At 33.2% G+C, this 22,525-nt stretch carries 33 protein-coding genes; 3 read left to right on the top strand and 30 right to left on the bottom strand.

All coding sequences use genetic code 11. From position 1 onward, the window contains the following. Positions 1–71: 71 nt before the first annotated feature. The 30 genes from rpsD to rpsL form a co-directional block, all read right to left on the bottom strand. A complete protein-coding gene (gene rpsD, locus BTO04_RS13835) occupies positions 72–677 on the bottom strand; it encodes a 30S ribosomal protein S4 (protein WP_087565059.1) in 606 nt (201 codons plus the stop codon). An 83-nt stretch (positions 678–760) separates the two neighbouring features. After that, positions 761–1,144, bottom strand: coding sequence for a 30S ribosomal protein S11 (gene rpsK, locus BTO04_RS13830; protein WP_087565058.1), 384 nt, complete (start codon positions 1,142–1,144; stop codon positions 761–763). Between the two features lie 81 nt (positions 1,145–1,225). Continuing rightward, positions 1,226–1,591: a 30S ribosomal protein S13 gene (gene rpsM / locus BTO04_RS13825; RefSeq protein ID WP_087565057.1), complete on the bottom strand. Its 366-nt coding sequence runs from the start codon at positions 1,589–1,591 to the stop codon at positions 1,226–1,228. Continuing rightward, entirely contained in the window at positions 1,591–1,707 is a 117-nt protein-coding gene (ykgO, locus tag BTO04_RS13820) for a type B 50S ribosomal protein L36 (protein ID WP_004568720.1), read from the bottom strand. Before ykgO ends, rpsM begins: the two co-directional genes overlap by 1 nt. A gap of 15 nt (positions 1,708–1,722) precedes the next feature. Continuing rightward, positions 1,723–1,938, bottom strand: coding sequence for a translation initiation factor IF-1 (infA, locus tag BTO04_RS13815; RefSeq protein ID WP_004568721.1), 216 nt, complete (start codon positions 1,936–1,938; stop codon positions 1,723–1,725). Between the two features lies 1 nt (position 1,939). Continuing rightward, positions 1,940–3,262 (bottom strand): preprotein translocase subunit SecY, encoded by a 1,323-nt coding sequence (gene secY / locus BTO04_RS13810; RefSeq protein WP_087565056.1) that lies wholly within the window; start codon positions 3,260–3,262, stop codon positions 1,940–1,942. 13 nt (positions 3,263–3,275) lie between these two features. Next, entirely contained in the window at positions 3,276–3,725 is a 450-nt protein-coding gene (gene rplO / locus BTO04_RS13805) for a 50S ribosomal protein L15 (protein ID WP_087565055.1), read from the bottom strand. Between the two features lie 12 nt (positions 3,726–3,737). Beyond that, the gene (gene rpmD / locus BTO04_RS13800) at positions 3,738–3,920 is read right to left on the bottom strand and encodes a 50S ribosomal protein L30 (RefSeq protein ID WP_087565054.1); all 183 of its coding nucleotides are present in this window, start codon (positions 3,918–3,920) and stop codon (positions 3,738–3,740) included. A gap of 10 nt (positions 3,921–3,930) precedes the next feature. After that, positions 3,931–4,455 carry a 30S ribosomal protein S5 gene (gene rpsE, locus BTO04_RS13795; protein ID WP_087565053.1) on the bottom strand — a complete coding sequence of 175 codons (525 nt, stop codon included), beginning with the start codon at positions 4,453–4,455 and terminating at the stop codon, positions 3,931–3,933. Between the two features lie 3 nt (positions 4,456–4,458). Next, the gene (rplR, locus tag BTO04_RS13790; RefSeq protein WP_087565052.1) at positions 4,459–4,803 is read right to left on the bottom strand and encodes a 50S ribosomal protein L18; all 345 of its coding nucleotides are present in this window, start codon (positions 4,801–4,803) and stop codon (positions 4,459–4,461) included. Between the two features lie 11 nt (positions 4,804–4,814). Further along, positions 4,815–5,360, bottom strand: coding sequence for a 50S ribosomal protein L6 (gene rplF, locus BTO04_RS13785; RefSeq protein ID WP_087565051.1), 546 nt, complete (start codon positions 5,358–5,360; stop codon positions 4,815–4,817). Between the two features lie 10 nt (positions 5,361–5,370). Continuing rightward, entirely contained in the window at positions 5,371–5,769 is a 399-nt protein-coding gene (rpsH, locus tag BTO04_RS13780; protein WP_087565050.1) for a 30S ribosomal protein S8, read from the bottom strand. Positions 5,770–5,930: 161 nt separating this feature from the next. Continuing rightward, on the bottom strand, positions 5,931–6,200 hold the full coding sequence (rpsN, locus tag BTO04_RS13775) for a 30S ribosomal protein S14 (RefSeq protein ID WP_087565049.1): 270 nt from the start codon (positions 6,198–6,200) through the stop codon (positions 5,931–5,933). A 3-nt stretch (positions 6,201–6,203) separates the two neighbouring features. Beyond that, positions 6,204–6,755 carry a 50S ribosomal protein L5 gene (rplE, locus tag BTO04_RS13770; RefSeq protein ID WP_087565048.1) on the bottom strand — a complete coding sequence of 184 codons (552 nt, stop codon included), beginning with the start codon at positions 6,753–6,755 and terminating at the stop codon, positions 6,204–6,206. 8 nt (positions 6,756–6,763) lie between these two features. Beyond that, positions 6,764–7,066, bottom strand: coding sequence for a 50S ribosomal protein L24 (gene rplX, locus BTO04_RS13765; protein ID WP_087565047.1), 303 nt, complete (start codon positions 7,064–7,066; stop codon positions 6,764–6,766). A gap of 12 nt (positions 7,067–7,078) precedes the next feature. Beyond that, positions 7,079–7,447 carry a 50S ribosomal protein L14 gene (gene rplN / locus BTO04_RS13760; protein ID WP_087565046.1) on the bottom strand — a complete coding sequence of 123 codons (369 nt, stop codon included), beginning with the start codon at positions 7,445–7,447 and terminating at the stop codon, positions 7,079–7,081. Between the two features lies 1 nt (position 7,448). Next, entirely contained in the window at positions 7,449–7,706 is a 258-nt protein-coding gene (gene rpsQ / locus BTO04_RS13755) for a 30S ribosomal protein S17 (RefSeq protein ID WP_087565045.1), read from the bottom strand. Between the two features lie 20 nt (positions 7,707–7,726). Next, a complete protein-coding gene (rpmC, locus tag BTO04_RS13750) occupies positions 7,727–7,918 on the bottom strand; it encodes a 50S ribosomal protein L29 (protein ID WP_087565044.1) in 192 nt (63 codons plus the stop codon). Positions 7,919–7,920: 2 nt separating this feature from the next. Then, entirely contained in the window at positions 7,921–8,370 is a 450-nt protein-coding gene (gene rplP / locus BTO04_RS13745) for a 50S ribosomal protein L16 (RefSeq protein ID WP_087565043.1), read from the bottom strand. Between the two features lie 22 nt (positions 8,371–8,392). Then, positions 8,393–9,118 carry a 30S ribosomal protein S3 gene (gene rpsC / locus BTO04_RS13740; protein ID WP_087565042.1) on the bottom strand — a complete coding sequence of 242 codons (726 nt, stop codon included), beginning with the start codon at positions 9,116–9,118 and terminating at the stop codon, positions 8,393–8,395. An 11-nt stretch (positions 9,119–9,129) separates the two neighbouring features. Next, a complete protein-coding gene (gene rplV / locus BTO04_RS13735; protein ID WP_087565041.1) occupies positions 9,130–9,534 on the bottom strand; it encodes a 50S ribosomal protein L22 in 405 nt (134 codons plus the stop codon). A 3-nt stretch (positions 9,535–9,537) separates the two neighbouring features. Continuing rightward, on the bottom strand, positions 9,538–9,816 hold the full coding sequence (gene rpsS, locus BTO04_RS13730; protein WP_015482224.1) for a 30S ribosomal protein S19: 279 nt from the start codon (positions 9,814–9,816) through the stop codon (positions 9,538–9,540). A 6-nt stretch (positions 9,817–9,822) separates the two neighbouring features. Next, positions 9,823–10,647 carry a 50S ribosomal protein L2 gene (gene rplB, locus BTO04_RS13725; protein ID WP_087565040.1) on the bottom strand — a complete coding sequence of 275 codons (825 nt, stop codon included), beginning with the start codon at positions 10,645–10,647 and terminating at the stop codon, positions 9,823–9,825. Positions 10,648–10,658: 11 nt separating this feature from the next. Then, positions 10,659–10,949, bottom strand: a complete 291-nt coding sequence (rplW, locus tag BTO04_RS13720) for a 50S ribosomal protein L23 (RefSeq protein WP_087565039.1) — start codon at positions 10,947–10,949, stop codon at positions 10,659–10,661. Between the two features lie 9 nt (positions 10,950–10,958). Continuing rightward, positions 10,959–11,588, bottom strand: a complete 630-nt coding sequence (gene rplD, locus BTO04_RS13715) for a 50S ribosomal protein L4 (protein WP_087565038.1) — start codon at positions 11,586–11,588, stop codon at positions 10,959–10,961. Continuing rightward, entirely contained in the window at positions 11,588–12,205 is a 618-nt protein-coding gene (gene rplC, locus BTO04_RS13710) for a 50S ribosomal protein L3 (RefSeq protein WP_087565037.1), read from the bottom strand. Before rplC ends, rplD begins: the two co-directional genes overlap by 1 nt. Positions 12,206–12,495: 290 nt before the next feature. After that, positions 12,496–12,801, bottom strand: a complete 306-nt coding sequence (gene rpsJ, locus BTO04_RS13705) for a 30S ribosomal protein S10 (RefSeq protein ID WP_004568745.1) — start codon at positions 12,799–12,801, stop codon at positions 12,496–12,498. A 20-nt stretch (positions 12,802–12,821) separates the two neighbouring features. Further along, positions 12,822–14,945: an elongation factor G gene (fusA, locus tag BTO04_RS13700; RefSeq protein ID WP_087565036.1), complete on the bottom strand. Its 2,124-nt coding sequence runs from the start codon at positions 14,943–14,945 to the stop codon at positions 12,822–12,824. 5 nt (positions 14,946–14,950) lie between these two features. After that, positions 14,951–15,430 carry a 30S ribosomal protein S7 gene (gene rpsG / locus BTO04_RS13695; RefSeq protein ID WP_087565035.1) on the bottom strand — a complete coding sequence of 160 codons (480 nt, stop codon included), beginning with the start codon at positions 15,428–15,430 and terminating at the stop codon, positions 14,951–14,953. 27 nt (positions 15,431–15,457) lie between these two features. Beyond that, positions 15,458–15,832 (bottom strand): 30S ribosomal protein S12, encoded by a 375-nt coding sequence (rpsL, locus tag BTO04_RS13690; protein WP_018943587.1) that lies wholly within the window; start codon positions 15,830–15,832, stop codon positions 15,458–15,460. 178 nt (positions 15,833–16,010) lie between these two features. Between rpsL and BTO04_RS13685 the strand changes: the two genes are divergently transcribed. The 3 genes from BTO04_RS13685 to BTO04_RS13675 all read left to right on the top strand — a co-directional run bounded on the left by BTO04_RS13685 (position 16,011) and on the right by BTO04_RS13675 (position 22,466). Beyond that, entirely contained in the window at positions 16,011–17,675 is a 1,665-nt protein-coding gene (locus tag BTO04_RS13685; protein ID WP_087565034.1) for a hypothetical protein, read from the top strand. Between the two features lie 121 nt (positions 17,676–17,796). Then, a complete protein-coding gene (locus BTO04_RS13680) occupies positions 17,797–21,024 on the top strand; it encodes a SusC/RagA family TonB-linked outer membrane protein (RefSeq protein WP_087565033.1) in 3,228 nt (1,075 codons plus the stop codon). Positions 21,025–21,035: 11 nt separating this feature from the next. Then, a complete protein-coding gene (locus BTO04_RS13675; protein ID WP_157662474.1) occupies positions 21,036–22,466 on the top strand; it encodes a SusD/RagB family nutrient-binding outer membrane lipoprotein in 1,431 nt (476 codons plus the stop codon). Positions 22,467–22,525 lie beyond the last annotated feature (59 nt).

Raw genomic sequence — 22,525 nt, 5'->3', positions numbered from 1 at the left:
CAGTTGCGCGGTTTATAAGTGTGAAGAAATACAAATATACCCTTTGGCTGAATCCCAATCTGATTAAATTATTATTTAGAATATAATTCTACAATTAATTGTTCTTTAATATTTTCTGGAATTTGTAATCTTTCTGGTACTTTAACAAAAGAACCTTCTTTTTTATCTTCATTCCAAGTCAACCATTCAAAAACATTACTATTAGATGCCAAAGCATTATCAATAGCTTGTAAAGATTTAGATTTCTCTCTAACAGCAACTACATCACCTTCATTTAAACTATAAGAAGGTATGTTAACGATTTCTCCATTAACAGTAATATGTCTGTGAGAAACTAATTGACGTGCTCCACTACGTGAATTTGAAACTCCCATTCTAAAAACAACATTGTCTAAACGAGATTCACATAATTGTAATAATACTTCACCAGTAATACCACCAGCACTTTGTGCTTTTTTAAATAAATTACTGAATTGACGCTCTAAAATACCATACGTATATTTAGCTTTTTGCTTCTCCATTAATTGAGTAGCATATTCAGATTTCTTTCCTCTTCTTCTTGCATTTCCATGCTGTCCTGGAGGAAAATTTCTTTTTTCGAAGTTTTTGTCTTCTCCAAAAATTGCCTCGCCAAATTTACGAGCAATTTTAGTTTTTGGTCCTGTATATCTTGCCATTTCTTTTTTGTGTTATTAATAGGGATTATGAATTAAGGCTAATCCTTCGATAATCTAAAATCCTATTTAGTTAAAATATTTAATTATACTCTTCTTCTCTTCGGTGGACGACATCCATTATGAGGAATAGGTGTAACATCAATAATTTCTGTTACTTCTATACCTGCATTATGTAATGATCTAATAGCAGATTCTCTACCATTACCTGGTCCTTTTACATAAACTTTTACTTTACGTAAACCTGCTTCTTTAGCTGGTGCTGCACAGTCTTCTGCTGCTAATTGAGCTGCATATGGAGTATTCTTTTTAGAACCTCTAAAACCCATTTTACCTGCAGATGACCAAGAAATAACATCACCTTTTTTGTTTGTTAAAGAAATAATGATGTTATTGAAAGATGCTGTTACATGTGCTTCTCCAGTAGCTTCTATTATTACTTTACGTTTTTTTGCGCTTGCTTTTGCCATAATTTTCTAAGTTTTAGTAATTTAGTTTTCTAATCTGTAGTTTATTAACTACAGATTAGATCTTTATTACTTTATCTAACTTTATTTTTTCTTGTTAGCTACAGTTTTTCTCTTACCTTTTCTTGTTCTAGAGTTGTTCTTAGTTCTTTGCCCCCTTAATGGAAGACCAAGTCTATGACGAATTCCTCTTTGACAACCGATATCCATCAAACGTTTGATGTTTAACTGTACCTCAGAACGTAATTCTCCTTCAATTGTGAAAGATCCTACTTGTTCTCTAATTGCTGCGATTTGATCATCTGTCCAATCTTGAACTTTAATGCTCTCATCTACTTTTGCTTCTGCTAAAACCTTTACGGCTCTGCTGCTTCCTATACCAAAGATGTAAGTTAAAGCAATAACCCCTCTTTTATTCTTTGGAATATCAATACCTGCTATTCTTGCCATTACCCTTGTCTTTGTTTAAATCTAGGATTTTGTTTATTAATTACGTATAATCTACCTTTTCTGCGCACTATTTTGCAGTCGGCACTCCTCTTTTTAACTGATGCTCTAACTTTCATCTGTTCTATTTGTTTTTAGTATCTGTAAGTAATTCTTGCCTTTGATAAATCGTATGGGCTCATTTCTAACTTTACCTTGTCTCCAGGTAATAATTTGATATAATGCATACGCATTTTACCAGAAATGTGTGCCGTAACAATATGTCCATTTTCTAATTCCACACGAAACATAGCATTAGACAATGCTTCTGTAATTGTTCCGTCTTGTTGAATTGCTGATTGCTTAGCCATATTATTTATTCGATTTTCTGTTGCTGTTACCCGCTTTCATTAATCCATCATAATGACGATTTAATAAATACGAATTTATTTGCTGCATGGTGTCAATTGCTACACCTACCATGATAATTAATGATGTTCCACCATAAAACATTGCCCAACTTTGTTGTACTCCAAACTGAACTACAATTGCTGGTAATATTGATAAAGCAGCTAAAAATAACGATCCTGGGAACGTAATTCTAGACAATACACTATCTAATCTATCTGCCGTGTCTTTACCTGGTCTTATTCCTGGTATAAAACCGCCACTTCTTTTTAAATCCTCAGCCATTTTATTCGTTGGAATAGTAATAGCAGTATAGAAAAAACTAAAAATGACAATTAAGAATGCAAATATAACATTATACCATAAACCAAAATTATCTTGTAAACTTGCAATTGCTGGAAATTTCTGAGCTAAGGCAACTGGTAAAAACATAATTGCTTGTGCAAAGATAATTGGCATTACACCTGCTGCATTTAATTTCAAAGGGATATAATCTCTTGAACCTGCAACATTCTGTATATTTCCTACAACTGTTCTTCTTGCATATTGCACTGCAATCTTTCGAACAGCAGTAACCAATAATACAGTTAATAAAATTACTACAAACCAAATAATAATTTCAATTAGAACCATCATAATTCCACCAGCACCAGCATTTGTTGTTTTTGCAACAAATTCTTGTAAAAATGCAGCTGGAAAGTTTGCGATAATACCAACAGTAATTAATAATGAAATACCATTACCAACTCCTTTATCAGTAATTCGTTCTCCTAACCACATTGCAAAAATTGTTCCTGCAGTTAAAATAATGATAGATGATACCCAAAAAGTAGCTCCACTTACTAAAAAAGCTTCTGGTCCTAAACCAAATTGCGTTTTAATAGCAGTAATATACGTTGGTGCTTGCACTAACGTAATAGCTATAGTTAACCATCTTGTAATTTGTGTAATTTTTTTTCGTCCACTTTCTCCATCTTTTTGTAATTTCTGTAAATACGGAACCGCAATCCCCATTAACTGAACTACAATCGATGCAGAAATATAAGGCATAATACCAAGAGCCATAACTGAAGCTCTAGCAAATGCTCCTCCTGTAAATGCATTCAATAATCCTAAAAGACCCCCAGAAGTACTTTCTTTTAATGCTGAAAGCTGTAATGGATCTATTCCAGGTAATGGAACAGCAGCCATAAAACGGTAAACAGCAATTAAACCGATAGTAAGAAGAATTTTGTTTTTTAATTCTTCAATTTTGAAAATGTCCTTTAGTGTATTAATAAAATTCATCATTTACGAGTTCTTATAAAGCAACTGCTTCTCCTCCAACAGCTTCAATAGCTGATTTTGCAGTTGCAGTATATTTATGTACAGTTATATTTAATTTAGCTTTTAATTCTCCATTACCTAATATTTTAACTAGGTCGTTTTTACCTGCTAATCTATTAGCAATTAAAATATCTAAATTAACTGTATCTGTTATCTTTCCGCTATCTACTAAAGATTGTAACTTATCTAAATTGATTCCCTGATATTCCTTACGGTTAATATTAGTAAATCCAAATTTAGGTACACGTCTTTGAAGTGGCATTTGCCCTCCTTCAAAACCAATCTTTCTAGAATAACCTGAACGAGATTTTTGACCATTGTGACCTCTTGTAGAAGTACCACCTTTTCCAGATCCCTCACCCCTTGCAATTCTTTTTCCTTTTTTAATGGAACCTTCTGCTGGTGTTAAATTATTTAAACTCATTTTTTATATGTCTTATTTAATTTCTTCAAAAGAAACTAAGTGTTTAACTGTATTTACCATACCGATAATTGTAGGACTTGCGTCATGCTCTACAGTTTGGTTCATTTTACGTAAACCTAATGCCTCTAAAGTTCTTTTTTGATTCTGAAGACGCCCGATTTGACTTTTTACTTGTGTAACTTTAATTCTTGTCATCGTTCTAGATTTATCCGTTAAATACTTTTTCTAAAGAAACTCCTCTTTGTTTTGCTATTGAAACAGCACTACGTAATTGTAATAAAGCATTAAAAGTTGCTTTAACTACATTATGAGGATTTGATGAACCCTGAGATTTTGATAATACATCATGAATACCAACTGACTCTAAGACATGTCTTACAGCACCACCAGCAATAACCCCTGTACCATGAGATGCAGGTTTTAAAAACACCTTTGCACCACCAAATTTACCTTTTTGTTCATGAGGTAAAGTTGCTTCCAAAATAGGAATTCTAACTAAATTTTTCTTTGCATCTTCAATTGCTTTTGCAATTGCAGACGCTACATCTTTAGATTTACCTAAACCATGTCCAACAACACCATTACCATCTCCAACTACTACAATTGCAGAGAAACCAAATGCTCTACCACCTTTAGTAACCTTAGTAACACGTTGTACTCCTACTAATCTATCTACAAGCTCTAACCCACTTGGCTTAACTCTTTCTACGTTTTTATATCCTTGCATAATTTCTTAAAATTTTAAACCAGCTTCTCTTGCAGCTTCTGCTAATACTTTAACTCTACCGTGATATAAATATCCGTTTCTATCGAAAGCTATTGTTTCTACACCAGCTTTTACAGCTTTTTCTGCAATTGTTTTACCAACTACTGATGCCGCTTCTGATTTAGTTTCTGCTTTTATATCTCTTGATGAAACGCTAGCAATTGTTACTCCGTTTACATCGTCTACTAATTGAGCGTAAATCTCTTTATTGCTTCTATAAACAGATAATCTTGGTTTAGAAGCGGTACCAGAAATAATTTTTCTGATTCTACGCTTAATTCTAGTTCTTCTTTCAAGCTTTGATAATGCCATAATGCTATATATTATGCAGATTTACCTGCTTTTCTTCTTAATATTTCACCAACAAACTTAACTCCTTTTCCTTTATAAGGCTCTGGAGCTCTGAAAGAACGAATCTTTGCAGCTATTTGACCAACTAACTGTTTGTCAAAAGAAGATAATTTAATGATTGGGTTTTTCCCTTTCTGAGATACTGTTTCAATTTTAACTTCTGGAGCTATTTCTAAAACAATATTATGAGAGAAACCTAAAGCTAAATCTAATTTTTGTCCTTGATTAGATGCTCTATAACCAACACCAACCAATTCTAAATCTTTCGTAAAACCTTTGCTTACACCTTCAATCATATTTGAGATTAAAGCTCTCATTAAACCATGTTGTGCTTTATGGTCTTTAATTTCCGACACTCTATCTAAAGTGATAATGCCATCTTCAATTTTTACTGTAATTCCTTTAGAAATTGGTTGAGATAACTCACCTAATTTTCCTTTAACAATTACAACATTGTCTTTAATGCTAACATCTACACCTTGTGAAATGCTAACGGGATTTTTTCCAATTCTACTCATTTCTTAAGATTTAATAAACGTAACATAAAACTTCTCCTCCAACATTCTCTTGACGTGCTTTTTTGTTTGTCATTACACCCTTAGATGTAGAAACAATAGCAATTCCAAGTCCGTTTAATACTCTTGGCATATCTGTAGAACCAACATATTTACGTAAACCCGGCGTACTGATACGTTGAATTTTTCTGATTACTGACTCTTTTGTGTCACGGTCATATTTTAAAGCTATTTTAACAGTCCCTTGAACTTTATCGTCATTGAACTGGTAACTTAAAATATATCCTTGATCAAACAAAATTTTAGTCATTTCCTTCTTCAAATTTGAAGCTGGAATTTCTACTACTCTGTGTCCTGCAGCGATTGCATTTCTTACTCTCGTAAGATAATCCGCGATTGGATCTGTATACATATTTATTTATATTGCGATTATGGTTTTCAAACACCTCTATTTGTGTTACAGATTTCTCTGTGATATCTGAACCTATAATCAGTTAAAATTCTTTTATTCAAAAAAATAGAGCGCGCAAATATACACATTCTATTTTTAATTATAAACTTTAATTTAGACTACTACCAACTTGCTTTTTTAACGCCTGGTATTAGTCCTTGATTTGCCATTTCACGGAACGTTACACGAGATAAACCAAACTGACGCATATAACCTTTAGGTCTTCCTGTAAGTTTACATCTATTATGCATTCTTACTGGTGAAGCATTTTTTGGTAATTTTTGCAATGCATCATAATCTCCAGCTTCTTTTAAAGCTTTCCTTTTTTCCGCATATTTTGCAACTGTTCTTGCTCTTTTACGTTCACGAGCTTTCATTGATTCTTTAGCCATTTCTTAATTTTTTTTGAATGGTAAACCTAATTCTCCTAATAATGACTTTGCTTCTTTATCAGTGGCAGCAGATGTTACAAATGTAATATCCATTCCATTGATTTTTTTAACTTGATCAATATTTATTTCTGGGTAGATGATTTGTTCAGTAATTCCTAAATTGTAATTACCTCTCCCATCAAATCCATTAGCTTTTATACCGTTAAAATCTCTTACACGAGGTAAAGAAGCTGTAACTAATCTATCTAAAAACTCATACATTTTATCACCACGTAAAGTAACTTTAACACCAATTGGCATCCCCTTACGTAACTTAAAAGCTGCAACATCCTTTTTAGACATAGTAGAAATTGCTTTTTGACCAGTAATTTTAGTCAACTCTTCTACAGCATAATCTATTAATTTCTTATCTGCAATTGCAGCACCAACTCCTTTAGAAAGAACAATTTTTTCTAACTTAGGTACTTGCATTACATTCTTATAGCTGAATTCTTCAACAAGAGCTTTAACAACTCTCTCTTTGTATTCCGCTTTTAATCTTGGTATGTAACTCATGATTATTCTTATTTTTTAGTTTTTTTAGAGATTCTAGTTTTAGTATCTCCATCAACTTTATAACCTACTCTTACAGCTACACCATCTTCAACTAACATTACATTAGATATATGAATAGATGCTTCTTTTTTAACAATACCACCTTGAGGATTTTGAGCGCTAGGTTTAGTGTGCTTAGAAACTAAGTTAGCACCTTCTACCAATACTCTATCTTTATCTTTAATGATTTGTAAAACTTTACCTTCAGAATTTTTGCTTGTTCCTGCAATTACCTTTACAGTATCTCCTGTCTTAATTTTGAACTTTTTCATCTTATTAATGATTTAAAGCACTTCAGGTGCTAATGATACTATTTTCATGAATTGTTTCTCACGAAGCTCACGAGCAACAGGACCGAATACACGTGTTCCTCTCATCTCCTCTGTAGGATTTAAAAGTACACAAGCGTTATCATCAAATCTGATATAAGATCCGTCTTTACGTCTAACTTCTTTTTTTGTTCTTACAACAACTGCTCTAGATACTTGACCTTTCTTTACAGTTCCGTTAGGAGTTGCAGATTTAACAGTTACAACAATTTTGTCACCAATACTTGCGTAACGTTTTCTTGTACCTCCTAAAACTCTGATTACTAGAACTTCTTTAGCTCCAGTGTTATCTGCTACTTTTAATCTTGATTCTGTCTGTAACATATTATTTAGCTCTTTCTAGGATTTCTACTAATCTCCAACGTTTAGATTTACTCATAGGTTTAGTTTCCATGATTCTAACCGTATCTCCTTCGTTGCAATCATTCTTTTCGTCATGTGCAACGTACTTCTTAGTCTTTAATACGAACTTTCCGTACATTGGGTGCTTAACTCTTTTAGTTTCTGCAACGACAATAGATTTCTCCATTTTGTTACTAGATACAACACCAATTCTCTCTTTTCTAAGATTTCTTTTTTCCATCTTTAAAATTGACTATAGAATTATTGTAATTCTCTTTTTGTTAATTCTGTTGCAATTCTTGCTACAGTTCTTCTTAAGCTTCTTAACTGCAATGGATTTTCCATTGGAGTTATGGCATGAGCCATCTTAAGATCAGTATAATTCTTTTGCAACGCTCCAAGCTTTTCATTAAGATCTGCTATAGATAATTCTTTTATCTCTGATTGTTTCATTTTTATTTAGAATTATGCATTAATACGTCAACATCAAAATCTCTTGCGACTATAAACTTCGTTTTTACTGGAAGTTTTTGAGCTGCTAAACGTAAAGCTTCTTTTGCAACATTCATTGGTACTCCACCAATTTCAAACAAAATTCTACCTGGTTTAATAACTGCAACAAAATGATCTGGTGCTCCTTTACCTTTACCCATACGCACTTCTAAAGGTTTCTTTGTAATAGGCTTATCTGGAAATACCTTGATCCATAATTGACCTTCTCTTTTCATATGACGAGTTGCCGCGATACGAGCTGCTTCAATTTGACGTGAAGTTAACAAGTTTTGATCTATAGACTTAATACCAAACATTCCATTAGAAAGTTGATTTCCTCTACCAGAAATACCTGTCATATTTCCTTTCGCCTTCTGTACCTTACGGTATTTTACTCTTTTTGGCTGTAACATTTTTAATTTCTAATTTTAAAAATTATTTTCTTCTACGAGGTTGTTGACGTTTAGATCTATCACCACCACCTTTACTACCTGTTTGTTTCTTAGACAAACCAACTAGTGGAGATAATTCTCTTTTACCATAAACCTCACCTTTCATAATCCATACTTTAATACCTAACCTTCCGTATGTAGTATGAGCTTCAACAAGTGAATAATCAATATCTGCTCTAAAAGTAGAAAGAGGAATTCTACCTTCTTTAAAGTGCTCAGAACGTGCCATTTCAGCTCCGTTTAAACGACCAGAAATTTGGATTTTTATACCTTCAGCATTCATACGCATAGTTGCCTGAATAGCCATTTTGATTGCTCTCTTGTAAGAAATTCTATTTTCAATTTGACGCGCAACACTAGTTGCAACTAATTTTGCATCTAATTCAGGGCGTTTAATTTCAAAAATATTAATTTGAACTTCTTTACCAGTAATTTTCTTAAGTTCTTCTTTTAACTTGTCTACCTCTTGTCCACCTTTCCCGATAATAATACCTGGTCTAGCAGTAGTGATAGTAACGGTTACAAGTTTTAAAGTACGCTCAATAATTACACGAGAAACACTTGCTTTAAATAATCTAGCATTTACATACTTTCTTATTTTATCATCTTCAGCTAATTTATCTCCGTAGTCATTTCCACCATACCAGTTAGACTCCCATCCTCTGATGATTCCTAAACGATTTCCTATTGGATTAGTTTTTTGTCCCATTTGTACTTTGATTAATTGCTTTTATTTTTACTATCTAACTCTAAAGTAACGTGATTAGAACGCTTTCGAATTCTATGAGCACGCCCTTGTGGAGCCGGTCTTAACCTTTTTAACATTCCTGCGCTATCTACACAAATAGATTTAACAAATAACCCAGCCTCTTCAATAGGTGCATCTTCATTTTTAGCTTGCCAATTTGCGATTGCAGATAATAACAATTTCTCTAAATTTATTGATGCTTCTTTTGGACTGAACTTTAAGATTTGTAAAGCTTTTTCAACCTCTACTCCTCTAACCTGATCTGCTACTAAACGCATTTTCCTTGGTGACGTCGGACAGTTAGTAAGCTTAGCAAAAGCACGATGCTTTCTAGCTTCTTTTAACTGCGCTGCCATGTTTTTTTTACGAACTCCCATTGCCTATTTTTTTCCTTTATTTTTTGCACCAGCATGCCCTCTAAAAGAACGAGTTGGTGAAAATTCGCCTAACTTATGCCCTACCATGTTTTCTGTAACGTAAACTGGTACAAACTGACGTCCATTATGAACAGCAATTGTTTGTCCAACAAAATCTGGCGTAATCATACTTGCTCTAGACCAAGTTTTTATAACAGTTTTGTTTCCAGCTTCTACATTAGCTAACACTTTTTTCTCTAATTTATAGTGAACGTAAGGTCCTTTTTTTAATGATCTTGCCATAACTTATTATTTCTTTCTACGTTCTAAAATATACTTATTACTAGCTTTGGTTTTAGACCTAGTCTTAAATCCTTTAGCAGGAATACCATTTCTAGATCTTGGATGACCTCCAGAAGCACGTCCTTCACCACCACCCATTGGGTGATCTACAGGATTCATTCTTACTGGGTTAGTCCTTGGTCTTCTACCTAACCATCTACTTCTACCTGCTTTACCAGATACTAATAATTGATGATCAGAATTAGACACAACTCCAATTGTAGCCATACACGTTAACAAGATTAATCTTGTTTCACCTGAAGGTAACTTAACAGTAGCATACTTACCGTCTCTTGCCATTAACTGAGCAAAAGAACCAGCAGAACGAGCCATAACAGCTCCTTGACCTGGACGTAATTCTATACAAGAAATTGTTGTTCCCAAAGGAATTTCATCTAAAGTCATTGCATTCCCAATTTCTGGTGCATTTCCTTTTCCTGAAATAATTGTTTGACCTACTTTTAAACCGTTTTGTGCAATTACATAACGTTTTTCACCATCAGCATAACTTAATAGCGCAATAAATGCAGTACGATTTGGATCGTATTCTATTGTTTTTACTGTTGCAGGAATACCTAACTTATCTTTTTTGAAATCGATAATACGATATTTTTGTTTATGACCACCACCTATATTACGTGTTGTCATTCTTCCCTGATTGTTTCGACCTCCAGATCGTTTTTTCGGAGCAAGTAAACTTTTCTCCGGCTTATCAGTTGTTATGGTGTCGAACCCATTTACAACTCTAAAACGCTGACCTGGTGTTATTGGTTTTAATTTTCTAACTGACATTTTTGTCTTTCTTAAAGATTGTTATAAAAATCAATGCTTTCTCCTTCTGCTACTTGAACGACAGCCTTCTTGTACCCACTCTTAACACCCGTTACTAAACCTTTTTTAGTGAACTTAGTATTTCTTTGAATTGGATAATTTAAAGTCTTAACGCTTAAAATAGAAACTCCATAAGTTGCCTCAACAGCTCCTTTAATTTCTAATTTATTAGCTTTTTTATCTACAACAAATGTAAAACGATTAAATAACTCGCTATCATTAGTTGCTTTTTCCGTGATAATAGGTTTTATTAAAATACTCATTTTGAATCCCTATTTACTTAAATTTGAATTAATTCCTTCTAAAGAACTTTCAGTAATAACAACTTTATTAGCGTTTAAAACACCATAAGTATTAATTTCTGAAGCCTTAACAACTTTAGTCTTTTTTAAGTTACGTGATGATAAATACACATTTGCATTTTCATTACTTAACACAAACAATGATTTTTTAGTATCTAACTCTAATGCTTTTAACACATCTAAAAAGTTTTTAGTCTTTGGAGAATCAAAGTTAAAATCTTCTATAACTACTAAATTTTCATCATTTGCTTGAATACTTAAAGCAGACTTACGTGCTAAACGCTTTAAGTTTTTATTCAATTTAAAAGAATAATCTCTTGGTCTTGGACCGAACATACGTCCACCACCTCTAAAAACACCAGACTTGATAGATCCTGCACGTGCAGTACCAGTTCCTTTTTGTTTTTTTATCTTTCTTGTACTACCACTTATCTCTGCTCTTTCTTTAGCTTTGTGCGTTCCTTGTCTTTGATTAGCCAAGTATTGCTTTACATCTAAATAAATTGCATGATTATTTGGTTCTACTCCGAATACATCGCTAGAAAGTTCAACTTTCCTACCTGTATCTTTTCCTGTAATATCTAAAACTGATACTTTCATTATTTCTGAATAGTTACGTAAGCATTTTTGTGTCCAGGAACAGCTCCTTTAACAACAAGTAAGTTCTTTTCAGCAACTACTTTTAATACTTTTAGATTCTGTACTTTTACTGTGTCTCCACCCATTCTTCCTCCCATTCGCATTCCTTTGAATACTCTTGCTGGATATGATGCAGCACCAATTGATCCTGGAGCTCTTAAACGGTTATGTTGACCGTGAGTTGCTTGTCCAACTCCGGCAAATCCATGACGTTTTACAACACCCTGGAAACCTTTACCTTTAGAAGTTCCTGATACATCTACAAATTCACCTTCTTCAAAGTGACTTACTGTAATAGCGTCTCCTAATTTATACTCTTGATCAAATCCTTGAAATTCAATGACTTTTCTTTTAGCAGTGGTGCCAGCTTTTTTAAAGTGACCGTCTAACGCTTTGTTAGAACTCTTCGCCTTTTTGTCATCGAAACCAAGTTGTATCGCGTTGTATCCGTCAACCCCTTCGGTTCTGACTTGGGTAACAACACAAGGACCTGCTTCAATTACTGTACAAGGAATATTCTTCCCGTTTTCATCGAATAAGCTGGTCATTCCAATTTTTCTTCCTATTAACCCAGACATTTAGTTAAAATTTTAGACGATAGATATTTATCCAGCGCGTCTATTATTAATAATTATTTGTTTGAAACTATTGTTTCTTACTTATCCTTTGAATTTCTCCAAAAAAAAACAGCGTAAAAACACTTTCACCGCTGAATTTGTTTTTACCGTTTTTCCTTCGCGAAACGCTCTGGACATGTTACTATTATTAGATTTTAATCAAAATAACAGCTTCACCCTACTATATTTAGGGTTGCAAAAGTATAAAAAACTTTCGATTTAACAAAATTAAACCGAAAGTTAATATTTACTTATACTTTGATCTCAACTTCAACACCACTTGGTAACTCAAGTTTCATTAAAGCATCAATAGTCTTTGAAGAAGAACTATAGATATCTAATAATCTTTTGTATGAAGCTAATTGAAATTGTTCTCTAGATTTTTTATTTACGTGTGGTGAACGTAATACTGTAAAAATCTTTTTATGTGTTGGTAATGGTATTGGTCCGTTTACAACAGCACCAGTACTTTTTACCGTCTTTACAATCTTTTCAGCAGATTTATCTACTAAGTTGTAATCGTAAGACTTTAATTTTATTCTAATTTTTTGACTCATCTTATTATCTATTTAGTAAATTATCCTTTAGATTTAGCAATTACTTCTTCAGAAATATTTGAAGGAGTTTCTGCATAGTGTGAAAATTCCATAGTAGAAGTTGCTCTACCCGAAGATAGTGTTCTTAATGTAGTCACATAACCAAACATCTCCGATAATGGTACATCCGCTTTTACAACTTTAGCTCCTGCTCTGTCATCCATTGCATTAACCTGACCTCTTCTTCTATTTAAATCTCCTACGATATCACCCATATAGTCTTCAGGTGTAACAACATCCATTTTCATTATAGGCTCAAGAATAACAGCACCTGCTGCTTTCGCTGCCGCCTTATATCCTAATTTTGCTGCTAACTCAAAAGAAAGTGCATCTGAATCTACTGCGTGAAAAGAACCATCTTTCAATGTGATCTTCATAGAATCCATTTCGAACCCAGCTAAAGGACCATTTTTCATTGCTGTTGCAAATCCTTTTTCTACAGACGGAATAAATTCTTTTGGAATACGACCTCCTTTAATTACATCTACAAATTGTAAACCTGATCCAACGAAATCGTCATCGACTTTCCCCATTTCAAATACAATATCTCCAAACTTACCACGTCCTCCAGATTGTTTCTTATAAACCTCTCTGTGCTGTGCAGTTTTTGTTAAAGCTTCTTTATATTCAACTTGAGGTTCACCTTGATTTAACTCGACATTAAATTCACGTCTCATTCTATCCATAATGATATCCAAGTGCAATTCTCCCATTCCTGAGATAATTGTTTGCCCAGAAGCCTCATCTGTCTTAACTTGAAATGTAGGATCTTCTTCTGCCAATTTTGACAAAGCTGTACCCATTTTCTCAACATCAGCCTTCGTCTTAGGCTCAATAGCAATACCAATTACTGGATCTGGAAAATCCATTGATTCTAAAACAATTGGGTGTTTTTCATCAGATAAAGTATCTCCAGTTTTGATAGATTTGAATCCTACCGCTGCTCCAATATCACCTGCTTCGATATAATCGATAGCATTTTGTTTATTAGCATGCATTTGGTAAATACGTGAAATACGTTCTTTTTTACCTGAACGATTGTTTAAAACGTAAGAACCTGCATCTAAACGACCTGAATAAGCTCTAAAAAAAGCAAGACGACCAACAAAAGGGTCTGTTGCTATTTTGAACGCTAATGCAGCAAAAGGTTCCTTTGCATTTGGTTTACGTAAAATTTCTTCTCCTGTATTAGGGTCTGTTCCAACAATACCATCTTTATCCATTGGTGAAGGTAAATAACGACATACAGCATCTAAAAGAAACTGAACACCTTTATTTTTAAATGCAGAACCACAAATCATTGGAATGATAGACATATCCATTACAGCAGCTCTCAATGCAGCATGCACTTCCTCTTCTGTAATAGAGTCTTCATCCTCCATATATTTCTCCAGCAAATTCTCATCATAAGCAGCAACTTCTTCAATAAGTTTACCACGTAGAATCTTTGCTTCTTCTTTCAATTCTTCAGGAATAGCAACAACATCAAATGTTGCACCCATACCCTCTTCATGCCATATAATAGCTCTGTTTTTAACAAGATCTACGATACCTTTAAAGTTCTCTTCGTCACCAATATTTAAAACAATTGGCACTGCATTAGAACCTAACATCTCCTTTACTTGGTTACAAACCATCATAAAATCAGATCCTTGACGGTCCATTTTATTAACGAAACCAATTCTTGGAACTTTGTAATTATCTGCAAGTCTCCAGTTTGTTTCCGATTGTGGCTCAACACCATCAACCGCTGAAAACAAAAACACTAAACCATCAAGAACACGTAAAGATCTGTTTACTTCTACAGTAAAATCTACGTGACCTGGAGTATCAATAATGTTAAAATGGTAATCTTTAGTTTCTGGAAGAACTTCAGCATTTTCCTTTGGAAATTGCCATGTACAAGTAGTTGCAGCAGAAGTAATTGTAATACCTCTTTCTTGCTCTTGCTCCATCCAGTCCATTGTAGCGGCACCATCATGTACTTCTCCAATCTTGTGAGAAACACCTGTATAATACAATACACGCTCAGTAGTTGTAGTTTTACCAGCATCAATATGCGCAGCAATCCCAATATTTCTTGTATACTTTAAATCTCTAGCCATTTCTATTAAAATCTGAAGTGAGAGAATGCTTTATTAGCTTCTGCCATTTTATGAGTATCAGTACGCTTTTTAACAGCAGCACCTTCTTCTTTAGCCGCAGCTAAAATCTCAGCAGCTAAACGCTGTGCCATCGTTTTTTCGTTTCTCTTACGAGTATACAAAATCATCCATTTAATAGCCATAGATACTTTACGATCTGGTCTAATTTGCATTGGAATTTGGAATGTTGCTCCACCAACACGACGAGATCTAACTTCTACGTGTGGCATAACATTTGACAAACCTTCTTTCCAAATATCTAAAGCCGATTTTTCTTCGTCTTCTCCTTTTCTTTCTTCTACGATGTCTAACGCATCATAAAACACTTTAAACGCTACTGACTTCTTACCGGCCCACATTAAGTTATTCACAAAACGTGTTACTAACTGATCATTAAATTTAGGATCTGGTAATAAGACTCTTTTTTTCGCTGCTCTTTTTCTCATGTCTTTACATTAAAAAAGTTACTAATTTTACTTTTTTGGGCGTTTTGCACCATACTTTGATCTACGTTGAGTTCTTCCCTCAACTCCCGCTGTATCTAAAGCTCCACGTACTACGTGATACTTAACTCCTGGCAAATCCTTTACCCTTCCACCTCTAACTAATACTATCGAGTGCTCTTGTAAGTTATGTCCTTCTCCTGGAATGTATGCGTTTATCTCATTACCATTTGTCAATCTAACTCTTGCAACTTTTCTCATTGCTGAATTAGGTTTCTTTGGCGTTGTGGTATAAACACGAGTACACACTCCACGTCTTTGAGGACAAGACGACAAAGCAGCCGATTTGCTCTTCTTAGTTATTTTGGTTCTTCCTTTACGAACTAATTGTTGAATAGTTGGCATACTAATTATTCCTATTTTTCGTTTATAATTAAACCTTCCCTTATTTTTAAGAGTGTGCAAATGTACAACTTATTTCTAATTAATCAAATATCAGCGAGTTATTTTTTAAGAATGATTTTTAAATATTGATTTTTTTTTATCAATTTAATCTACATTTGAACTTAATTATTTATCAATTTTGACAAAAAAACTAAAACAATTTACATTTTTATTTATTTTGGTAGCTTTTTCTAATGGCTTTTTAGCGCAAGAAATCACTATGAAAATATCTTCTAAAAAAGAAATAGAAAAAGTCATTTTAGAAAAATTAGACTTCAAAAAAAAACACAATGACATTACTGCTGTAAAACTAGAAACTGAAAAAATATCAAATTATTTAAAAAAAATTGGATACTTCACAAATACTATAGATAGCATTTCTATATCGGATAAACTTTATGTTGCTTATTTCTCATTAAACAAAAAAATTGATAAAGCTGATATAAAATTAAACGCTAATGTGGGGTTACTATTAAAAAAATTAAATATAGAAGGTGCATCAATAATAATTCCTATTGAAGAAGTAGAACCATTATTAAATAAAATATCAAAAGAACTAGAAAATCAAGGAAAGTCTTTTTCTATAGCTTCATTAAAGAATATAGAATTAAGAAATAAAACTCTTTTTGCTGATCTTGAAATATATCAATCAGAAAAAAGAAAAATAAATGAGGTTATTATTAAGGGTTATGAAAATTTCCCTAACGCTTTTATTAAGTATCATTTTAAAATTAAAAAAGAAACAGTTTTTAATCAAAAAAAAATTAAAGAAATCTCAAGCGCTTCAAAAAACTTAACTTTTACAAAAGAAATTAAACAACCCGAAGTTTTATTTACAAAAGACTCTACCTTATTATTTATCTATTTAAAAAAGTATCAAAATAATACTTTTGATGGAATGGTGAATTTTTCCTCCAAAGAAAATGGAGGAATTAAACTTAATGGACATCTCGATTTAAAATTAAATAATATTTTAAATACAGGTGAAAAATTTGAACTTTTCTGGAACAGTACTAATAACCAAAGTCAAGAATTTAAAATAGCAACCGAAATTCCATATCTATTTAACACTTCTCTTACACCAAAAGTTTCTTTTGCTATTTTTAGACAAGATTCCACTTTTATAAAAACTAAATTTAGTACAAAAATCTTCTATGACATAAGTCCAAAAATAAAAATAGCAACTACTTTTTCATCTGAATCTTCAGAAAATCTAGAAAAAAAGATAACAAATAATATAGCGTCCTTTAACAATTATTTTTTTGGATTTCAATTTGAATACTCAATTCCTAAAAACGATTCTTTTTTTAATGATAAATTATTATTAAGAATAAATCCTTCGGTAGGAAAAAGAACTAAAGAAGTTACATCTTCAAACCAATTTAAAATAGAAACAACTGCATCTTATATCTGGGATTTTAATTTAAGAAGTAGTTTATTTATTAGAAATAAAACTGGTTATTTAAATTCGGATAGTTTTATTGACAACGAATTATACAGAATTGGGGGAGCAAATTCCATAAGAGGACTTGATGACCTAAGTATTATAACTAGTAGTTATAGTTTTTTTAATATTGAATTAAGATATTTAACTTCAAATAAATCGTATCTCTATACAATTACAGATATAGGAAGAATTAAAACTTCATCAGAAGACAAAAACCTATTTGGTATTGGTTTAGGATATTTATTTAATATAAAAAACTCACAGATAACATTAAGTGCAGCCAGTACTAGAACGTCATCAGAAACCTTCAATTTAAAAAACAGTAAGCTAATTATCAGCTGGAAAACTTTTTTCTAACATTTAATAAATTCATATAGTATTACTAATTAATAAATATGTTAACATTTTTTAACAATCTTACTGCTTATTGTATAATTTATTAGGATATTCGCCGTAATTAATTCAAATATACTAAATAATGAAAACAAAATTTAAAGGAATTCTAACGCTACTATTAGCGTTAGTTGTGCAAATTTCATTTGCACAAACAAAAACAGTTTCTGGAACTGTGTCAGATTCTTCTGGCTCTTTACCTGGAGTTAGTGTATCTATAAAGGGCACTTCAAAAGGGACTCAAACTGATTTTGACGGTAAGTATTCAATAAACACTAAAGAAGGCAGCGTTCTTAAATTTAGTTATATGGGATACAAAACTATTGAAAAAACGATAGGAACTTCTAATGTAATTGATGTAATCCTTTCAGAGGATGCGAATACATTAGATGAAATCATAATTACAGGTCTTGGTATCTCTAAAAAGGAGAAAGCCATTGGTTATGCTGTTCAAAAGGTTTCGGGTGAAAAAATAAGCGAAGCTAAAGAAGTAAACATTGTAAACTCTCTACAAGGTAGAGTTGCTGGTGTTCAAATTCAAGGTAGTGCTTCTACTTTAGGTGGTTCTTCTAGAATTACTATTCGTGGATCAAACTCTTTTCTTGGAAACAACCAACCTTTATTTATTATCGATGGAGTTCCAATTAACAACTCAAGCTATTCTGGCGCTAGCCAACAAAGTGGTTTTGGTGGTGGTTCTTACGATTATGGAAATTCTGCTTCAGAAATCGATCCATCTAACGTAGCGTCTATGTCTGTTCTGAAAGGAGCTGCAGCTACAGCAATATATGGTTCTAGAGGTGCAAATGGTGTAATTCTTATTACTACTAAGAAAGGAAAAAAGACAAAAGGTGTTGGAGTAAGCTTTGATACAACTGTTACTTTTGACAATGTAAGAAACTTAATACCTATACAATCAATGTATGGTGGGGGGTCTACATATCCTACTGCAAGTGGTTTTAACGAATTTACACAAGACGGAACAAGTTACTTAGCTCCTAATTACGCTAAGGATGGTTCTTGGGGTCCTAAGTTTGATTCAAACAAATTGGTAAGACATTGGGATTCTTGGGATCCTGGAGCTGCTAATTATAAAGAAACTAGACCATGGGCTGCACCAGAAAACTCGTATGAGTCTTTCTTTGATACAGGAGTAACACTTATGAATACTGTAGCTTTTACAGGAAGTAATGAAAAAGGTGGATACAGAGTTTCTTACAGTAATTTAGATCAAAAAGGTGTAATGCCACAAGGTCAATTAGTGAGAAATACGGTAAACGTAAACAGTAATTATAACTTGAGTGAAAAACTTAAATCTAATATTTCTTTTTCTTATATCAATACAGAAGCAAAAAACAGAAATGTTACTGGTTACGCAAATGCTAATCCACTTCAAGGGTTTACACAATGGTGGCAATCACAATTGGATGTTGACAGATTAAAAAATCAACAAACAACTACGGAAGGAAATCAATATAGCTGGAATACAAAAGGAATAAGTACCGATAGTAATGGGGCGTTCCAATCGTATAATCCAACTATCAATTACTTTGATAATCCTTCTTGGGTAAGAGAAAATCATTTACAAAATGATGTGAAAAACAGATTTTTTGGAAATGCTAATCTTACTTATGAATTAAATGATGATTTTACAATTGCAACGCAATTTGGTACTGATTTATATCAATTTAGTATTGTAGAAGGGATCCCATTAGGATCTGTTGACGGTTCTAGATATGAAGAGACAGAGAGAAGGTTCCAAGAAACTAATATGGAGGTTCGTTTACAATACAACAAAGAAATTAGTGAAGATTTCGCTGTAAATGGTTTCATTGGCGCGAACAGAATGAGACAAAGTTCTAAAAGATTAACTGCTCAAACAAACGGTGGATTAGTTATTGATAGATTTTTTAACATTAGCAACTCTGCTGATTCTCCTCTTGTTGATACCTATGAGTCTCAAAGAGGAATTAACAGTATATTTGGTTCTGCTTCTGTTGCATGGAAAGATATGTTGTTTTTAGACATGTCTGCAAGAAATGATGTTTCTTCGACACTTCCAACAGCAAATAATAGTTACTTCTATCCAGCAGCTTCTTTAAGTTGGGCTATTTCAGAAATAGAATCTGTAAAGGAAAGCGGTGTTATTAATTTTGCTAAAGTAAGAGCAAGTATTGCACAAGCCGGAAGTGATGCAAGTCCATATAGACTATCAGACGTATACAACCCAAGTACACCAAACTTTGGAAGTAACCCAATGTATTCTGTACCAAACTCTCAACAAAATCCAAACTTAGTAAACGAATTAACAACTGAAATTGAATTTGGTTTTTTAGTGAAGTTATTTGACAACAGATTAAGCATAGATGCTGCATATTATGATAGAAGTACGAAAGATCAAATCTTTAACGTACCTGTTTCTTCAACTACAGGATATACAAGTAGACTGTTAAATGCTGGAGAGATGAGAAATCATGGTTTAGAATTTGAGATAAATGCAACACCTATAAAGACAGCAAATTTCAGATGGGACATTGGTTTGAACCTTACGAAGTTAAACAATGAAGTTGTTGAACTTTTAAAAGATGAAAACGGTGAAAGTATTGTAAACAGTATTGCACAAGGTAATACTTGGGCTGCAGATGTTAGAATTGAAGAAGGATTGCCTTACATGGCTTTATTCGGTCAAGACCATATCTATGATGCCAATGGAAATAAAGTTGTAGGTGCTGATGGTATTTACGAATTTACCGATGATAGAGTTTATTTAGGATCTGCAATTGCAGATTGGACAGGTGGATTTAACACTAGCTTCAATTACAAAAACTTTACATTATCTGCATTGTTTGATTTTCAGGTAGGTGGAATACTTCACTCAACTTCATTACAGTGGTCTAAGTACTCTGGAATGCATCCTGAAACTGTTGCATTTAACGGGGAAAGTGATACAAGAGCAAACGGTATGGTTTTACCAGGTGTAACCGCTGACGGTTCTCCAAATACAGTTTCTGTTGATCCACAAACATACTTCCAAACTAAATGGAGAGTTGCGGCACCGAATACGTTTGATGCAGGCTACTTAAAGTTTAGAGATGTTAGATTAAGCTATGCTGTAAGCCAAAGTACTTTAGAAAAAACTCCTTTCACCAGTCTTAACTTAAGTGTTTTTGGTAGAAACTTAGCTATTCTTAGCGCTGATGTACCTTACATAGATCCACAAGTAATTACTGGTTCTGGGAATATTCAAGGGTTAGAGAATGCTCAAGTACCTCCAACAAGATCATTTGGTATCAACTTATCTGCTAAATTTTAAAAATGAAAAAAATGAAAAAACTTAAAATATTTACGCTATTAACATTATCAGTAATGTTGTTCGCGCAATGTAATGACAATTTTGACGAATTGAACGTCGATCCAAATGCTGCAGTCAGCGTAGATCCTTCTACATTATTGACGACTGCACAATATAATTTTTACAACACCATTCAAGGTGCTGGTATAAATGCAGGTTGGGGCTTATTAATGGTTCAACAATGGGCTGAAACTGAATATACTGAAGATAGTAGATACAATCAAGACGTTAATGCTTTTAACGGAACTTGGTCTTCAATGTACGCTAGTGTATTGAAAGAGTTAGATGCTGCTAAAAATTTAGTTGCACAGCAAGAGGTTTCTGACGGTATTAAAGCAAACAGAACTGCTATTTTAGATGTAATGTCTACTCAAGCTTACTGTTTTTTAACAGATGCTTTTGGTGAAGTACCTTATACTGAAGCAGTAGACGGAGTAACTAACTTACCTAAATATGATGCTCAAGAAGTTATATACAAAGGGATATTAGAAACTTTAAAAAATGCTTCTGCTGCCTTTAATACTGCAGCACCTTCATTCGCTTCAGGAGAAATAATTTATGACGGTGATATATCACAATGGATTAAATTTACAAACTCTTTAATGTTGCGTTATGCAATGCGTATCGCTGATGCTGATGCTGCTACTGCAAAACAATATATTGATTTAGCGGTAACAAATCTAATTTCAAGCAACAGCGAAAATGCATTATTTGCTTTTCCTGAAAGCTTGGCAAGAGCAAATCCTTTATTTAGAAACGTTTCTCCACTAGGTGGAAATAGAGATGACTATGCTGTTTCTGAATATTTAGTAACAACTCTAACCGACTTAGGAGACCCTAGATTAGATGCATTTGCAAAGAAATACAATGGAGAATATGTTGGAATGCCATACGGTATCTCTGATAACGATGCAACCGTTTTAAAACCAACTACATCTAGACCAAATGATAATGTAAGATCGGCTACAACTCCTCACGTAATTATTTCTTTTGCTGAAGTTCAATTTCTTTTAGCTGAAGCGTACCAACGTGGTATTTTAAACGGAGACGCGGCTGCTGCATATGGAACAGCTGTAAAGGCTTCTATGAATTATTGGGGAATCTCTGATGACGCCGCAATAGATGATTATGTAACAAACAATGCATACAATTCTACAAATTGGAAAATGTCAATAGGTAACCAGAAATGGATTGCTCTTTACATGAACGGTTTTGAAGGATGGAATGAATGGAGAAGATTAGACTACCCTATATTAGCAGTACCTGTGGCAGCTCAATTGAGCTCTATTCCAGTGCGTATGCCATATCCTTTATCTGAAACGCAGTCAAATGCGGAACAATTAGGATTAGTAACATCAACTCCTGCAGATATGACTGCAAAAGTTTGGTGGGATGTAAACTAATTTTATCTTATTACTTTAATTTTATTAAAAGACTGCCTTAAAAGGCAGTCTTTTTTTTG

It is taken from the genome of Polaribacter sp. SA4-10 (assembly GCF_002163835.1).
GTDB lineage: Bacteria > Bacteroidota > Bacteroidia > Flavobacteriales > Flavobacteriaceae > Polaribacter.
This window is presented reverse-complemented; position numbering and strand designations above follow the sequence as displayed.

What these genes read in the sequence shown, in the direction of transcription:
- rpsD (WP_087565059.1), bottom strand. Translation starts at nt 677, where the DNA reads ATGGCAAGATATACAGGACCAAAAACTAAAATTGCTCGTAAATTTGGC.
- rpsK (WP_087565058.1), bottom strand. Translation starts at nt 1,144, where the DNA reads ATGGCAAAAGCAAGCGCAAAAAAACGTAAAGTAATAATAGAAGCTACT.
- rpsM (WP_087565057.1), bottom strand. Translation starts at nt 1,591, where the DNA reads ATGGCAAGAATAGCAGGTATTGATATTCCAAAGAATAAAAGAGGGGTT.
- ykgO (WP_004568720.1), bottom strand. Translation starts at nt 1,707, where the DNA reads ATGAAAGTTAGAGCATCAGTTAAAAAGAGGAGTGCCGACTGCAAAATA.
- infA (WP_004568721.1), bottom strand. Translation starts at nt 1,938, where the DNA reads ATGGCTAAGCAATCAGCAATTCAACAAGACGGAACAATTACAGAAGCA.
- secY (WP_087565056.1), bottom strand. Translation starts at nt 3,262, where the DNA reads ATGAATTTTATTAATACACTAAAGGACATTTTCAAAATTGAAGAATTA.
- rplO (WP_087565055.1), bottom strand. Translation starts at nt 3,725, where the DNA reads ATGAGTTTAAATAATTTAACACCAGCAGAAGGTTCCATTAAAAAAGGA.
- rpmD (WP_087565054.1), bottom strand. Translation starts at nt 3,920, where the DNA reads ATGACAAGAATTAAAGTTACACAAGTAAAAAGTCAAATCGGGCGTCTT.
- rplR (WP_087565052.1), bottom strand. Translation starts at nt 4,803, where the DNA reads ATGGCATTATCAAAGCTTGAAAGAAGAACTAGAATTAAGCGTAGAATC.
- rplF (WP_087565051.1), bottom strand. Translation starts at nt 5,360, where the DNA reads ATGAGTAGAATTGGAAAAAATCCCGTTAGCATTTCACAAGGTGTAGAT.
- rpsH (WP_087565050.1), bottom strand. Translation starts at nt 5,769, where the DNA reads ATGTATACAGATCCAATCGCGGATTATCTTACGAGAGTAAGAAATGCA.
- rpsN (WP_087565049.1), bottom strand. Translation starts at nt 6,200, where the DNA reads ATGGCTAAAGAATCAATGAAAGCTCGTGAACGTAAAAGAGCAAGAACA.
- rplE (WP_087565048.1), bottom strand. Translation starts at nt 6,755, where the DNA reads ATGAGTTACATACCAAGATTAAAAGCGGAATACAAAGAGAGAGTTGTT.
- rplX (WP_087565047.1), bottom strand. Translation starts at nt 7,066, where the DNA reads ATGAAAAAGTTCAAAATTAAGACAGGAGATACTGTAAAGGTAATTGCA.
- rplN (WP_087565046.1), bottom strand. Translation starts at nt 7,447, where the DNA reads ATGTTACAGACAGAATCAAGATTAAAAGTAGCAGATAACACTGGAGCT.
- rpsQ (WP_087565045.1), bottom strand. Translation starts at nt 7,706, where the DNA reads ATGGAAAAAAGAAATCTTAGAAAAGAGAGAATTGGTGTTGTATCTAGT.
- rpmC (WP_087565044.1), bottom strand. Translation starts at nt 7,918, where the DNA reads ATGAAACAATCAGAGATAAAAGAATTATCTATAGCAGATCTTAATGAA.
- rplP (WP_087565043.1), bottom strand. Translation starts at nt 8,370, where the DNA reads ATGTTACAGCCAAAAAGAGTAAAATACCGTAAGGTACAGAAGGCGAAA.
- rpsC (WP_087565042.1), bottom strand. Translation starts at nt 9,118, where the DNA reads ATGGGACAAAAAACTAATCCAATAGGAAATCGTTTAGGAATCATCAGA.
- rplV (WP_087565041.1), bottom strand. Translation starts at nt 9,534, where the DNA reads ATGGGAGTTCGTAAAAAAAACATGGCAGCGCAGTTAAAAGAAGCTAGA.
- rpsS (WP_015482224.1), bottom strand. Translation starts at nt 9,816, where the DNA reads ATGGCAAGATCATTAAAAAAAGGACCTTACGTTCACTATAAATTAGAG.
- rplB (WP_087565040.1), bottom strand. Translation starts at nt 10,647, where the DNA reads ATGTCAGTTAGAAAATTAAAACCAATAACACCAGGTCAGCGTTTTAGA.
- rplW (WP_087565039.1), bottom strand. Translation starts at nt 10,949, where the DNA reads ATGAGTATTTTAATAAAACCTATTATCACGGAAAAAGCAACTAATGAT.
- rplD (WP_087565038.1), bottom strand. Translation starts at nt 11,588, where the DNA reads ATGAAAGTATCAGTTTTAGATATTACAGGAAAAGATACAGGTAGGAAA.
- rplC (WP_087565037.1), bottom strand. Translation starts at nt 12,205, where the DNA reads ATGTCTGGGTTAATAGGAAGAAAAATTGGAATGACCAGCTTATTCGAT.
- rpsJ (WP_004568745.1), bottom strand. Translation starts at nt 12,801, where the DNA reads ATGAGTCAAAAAATTAGAATAAAATTAAAGTCTTACGATTACAACTTA.
- fusA (WP_087565036.1), bottom strand. Translation starts at nt 14,945, where the DNA reads ATGGCTAGAGATTTAAAGTATACAAGAAATATTGGGATTGCTGCGCAT.
- rpsG (WP_087565035.1), bottom strand. Translation starts at nt 15,430, where the DNA reads ATGAGAAAAAGAGCAGCGAAAAAAAGAGTCTTATTACCAGATCCTAAA.
- rpsL (WP_018943587.1), bottom strand. Translation starts at nt 15,832, where the DNA reads ATGCCAACTATTCAACAATTAGTTCGTAAAGGAAGAACCAAAATAACT.
- BTO04_RS13680 (WP_087565033.1), top strand. Translation starts at nt 17,797, where the DNA reads ATGAAAACAAAATTTAAAGGAATTCTAACGCTACTATTAGCGTTAGTT.
- BTO04_RS13675 (WP_157662474.1), top strand. Translation starts at nt 21,036, where the DNA reads ATGAAAAAACTTAAAATATTTACGCTATTAACATTATCAGTAATGTTG.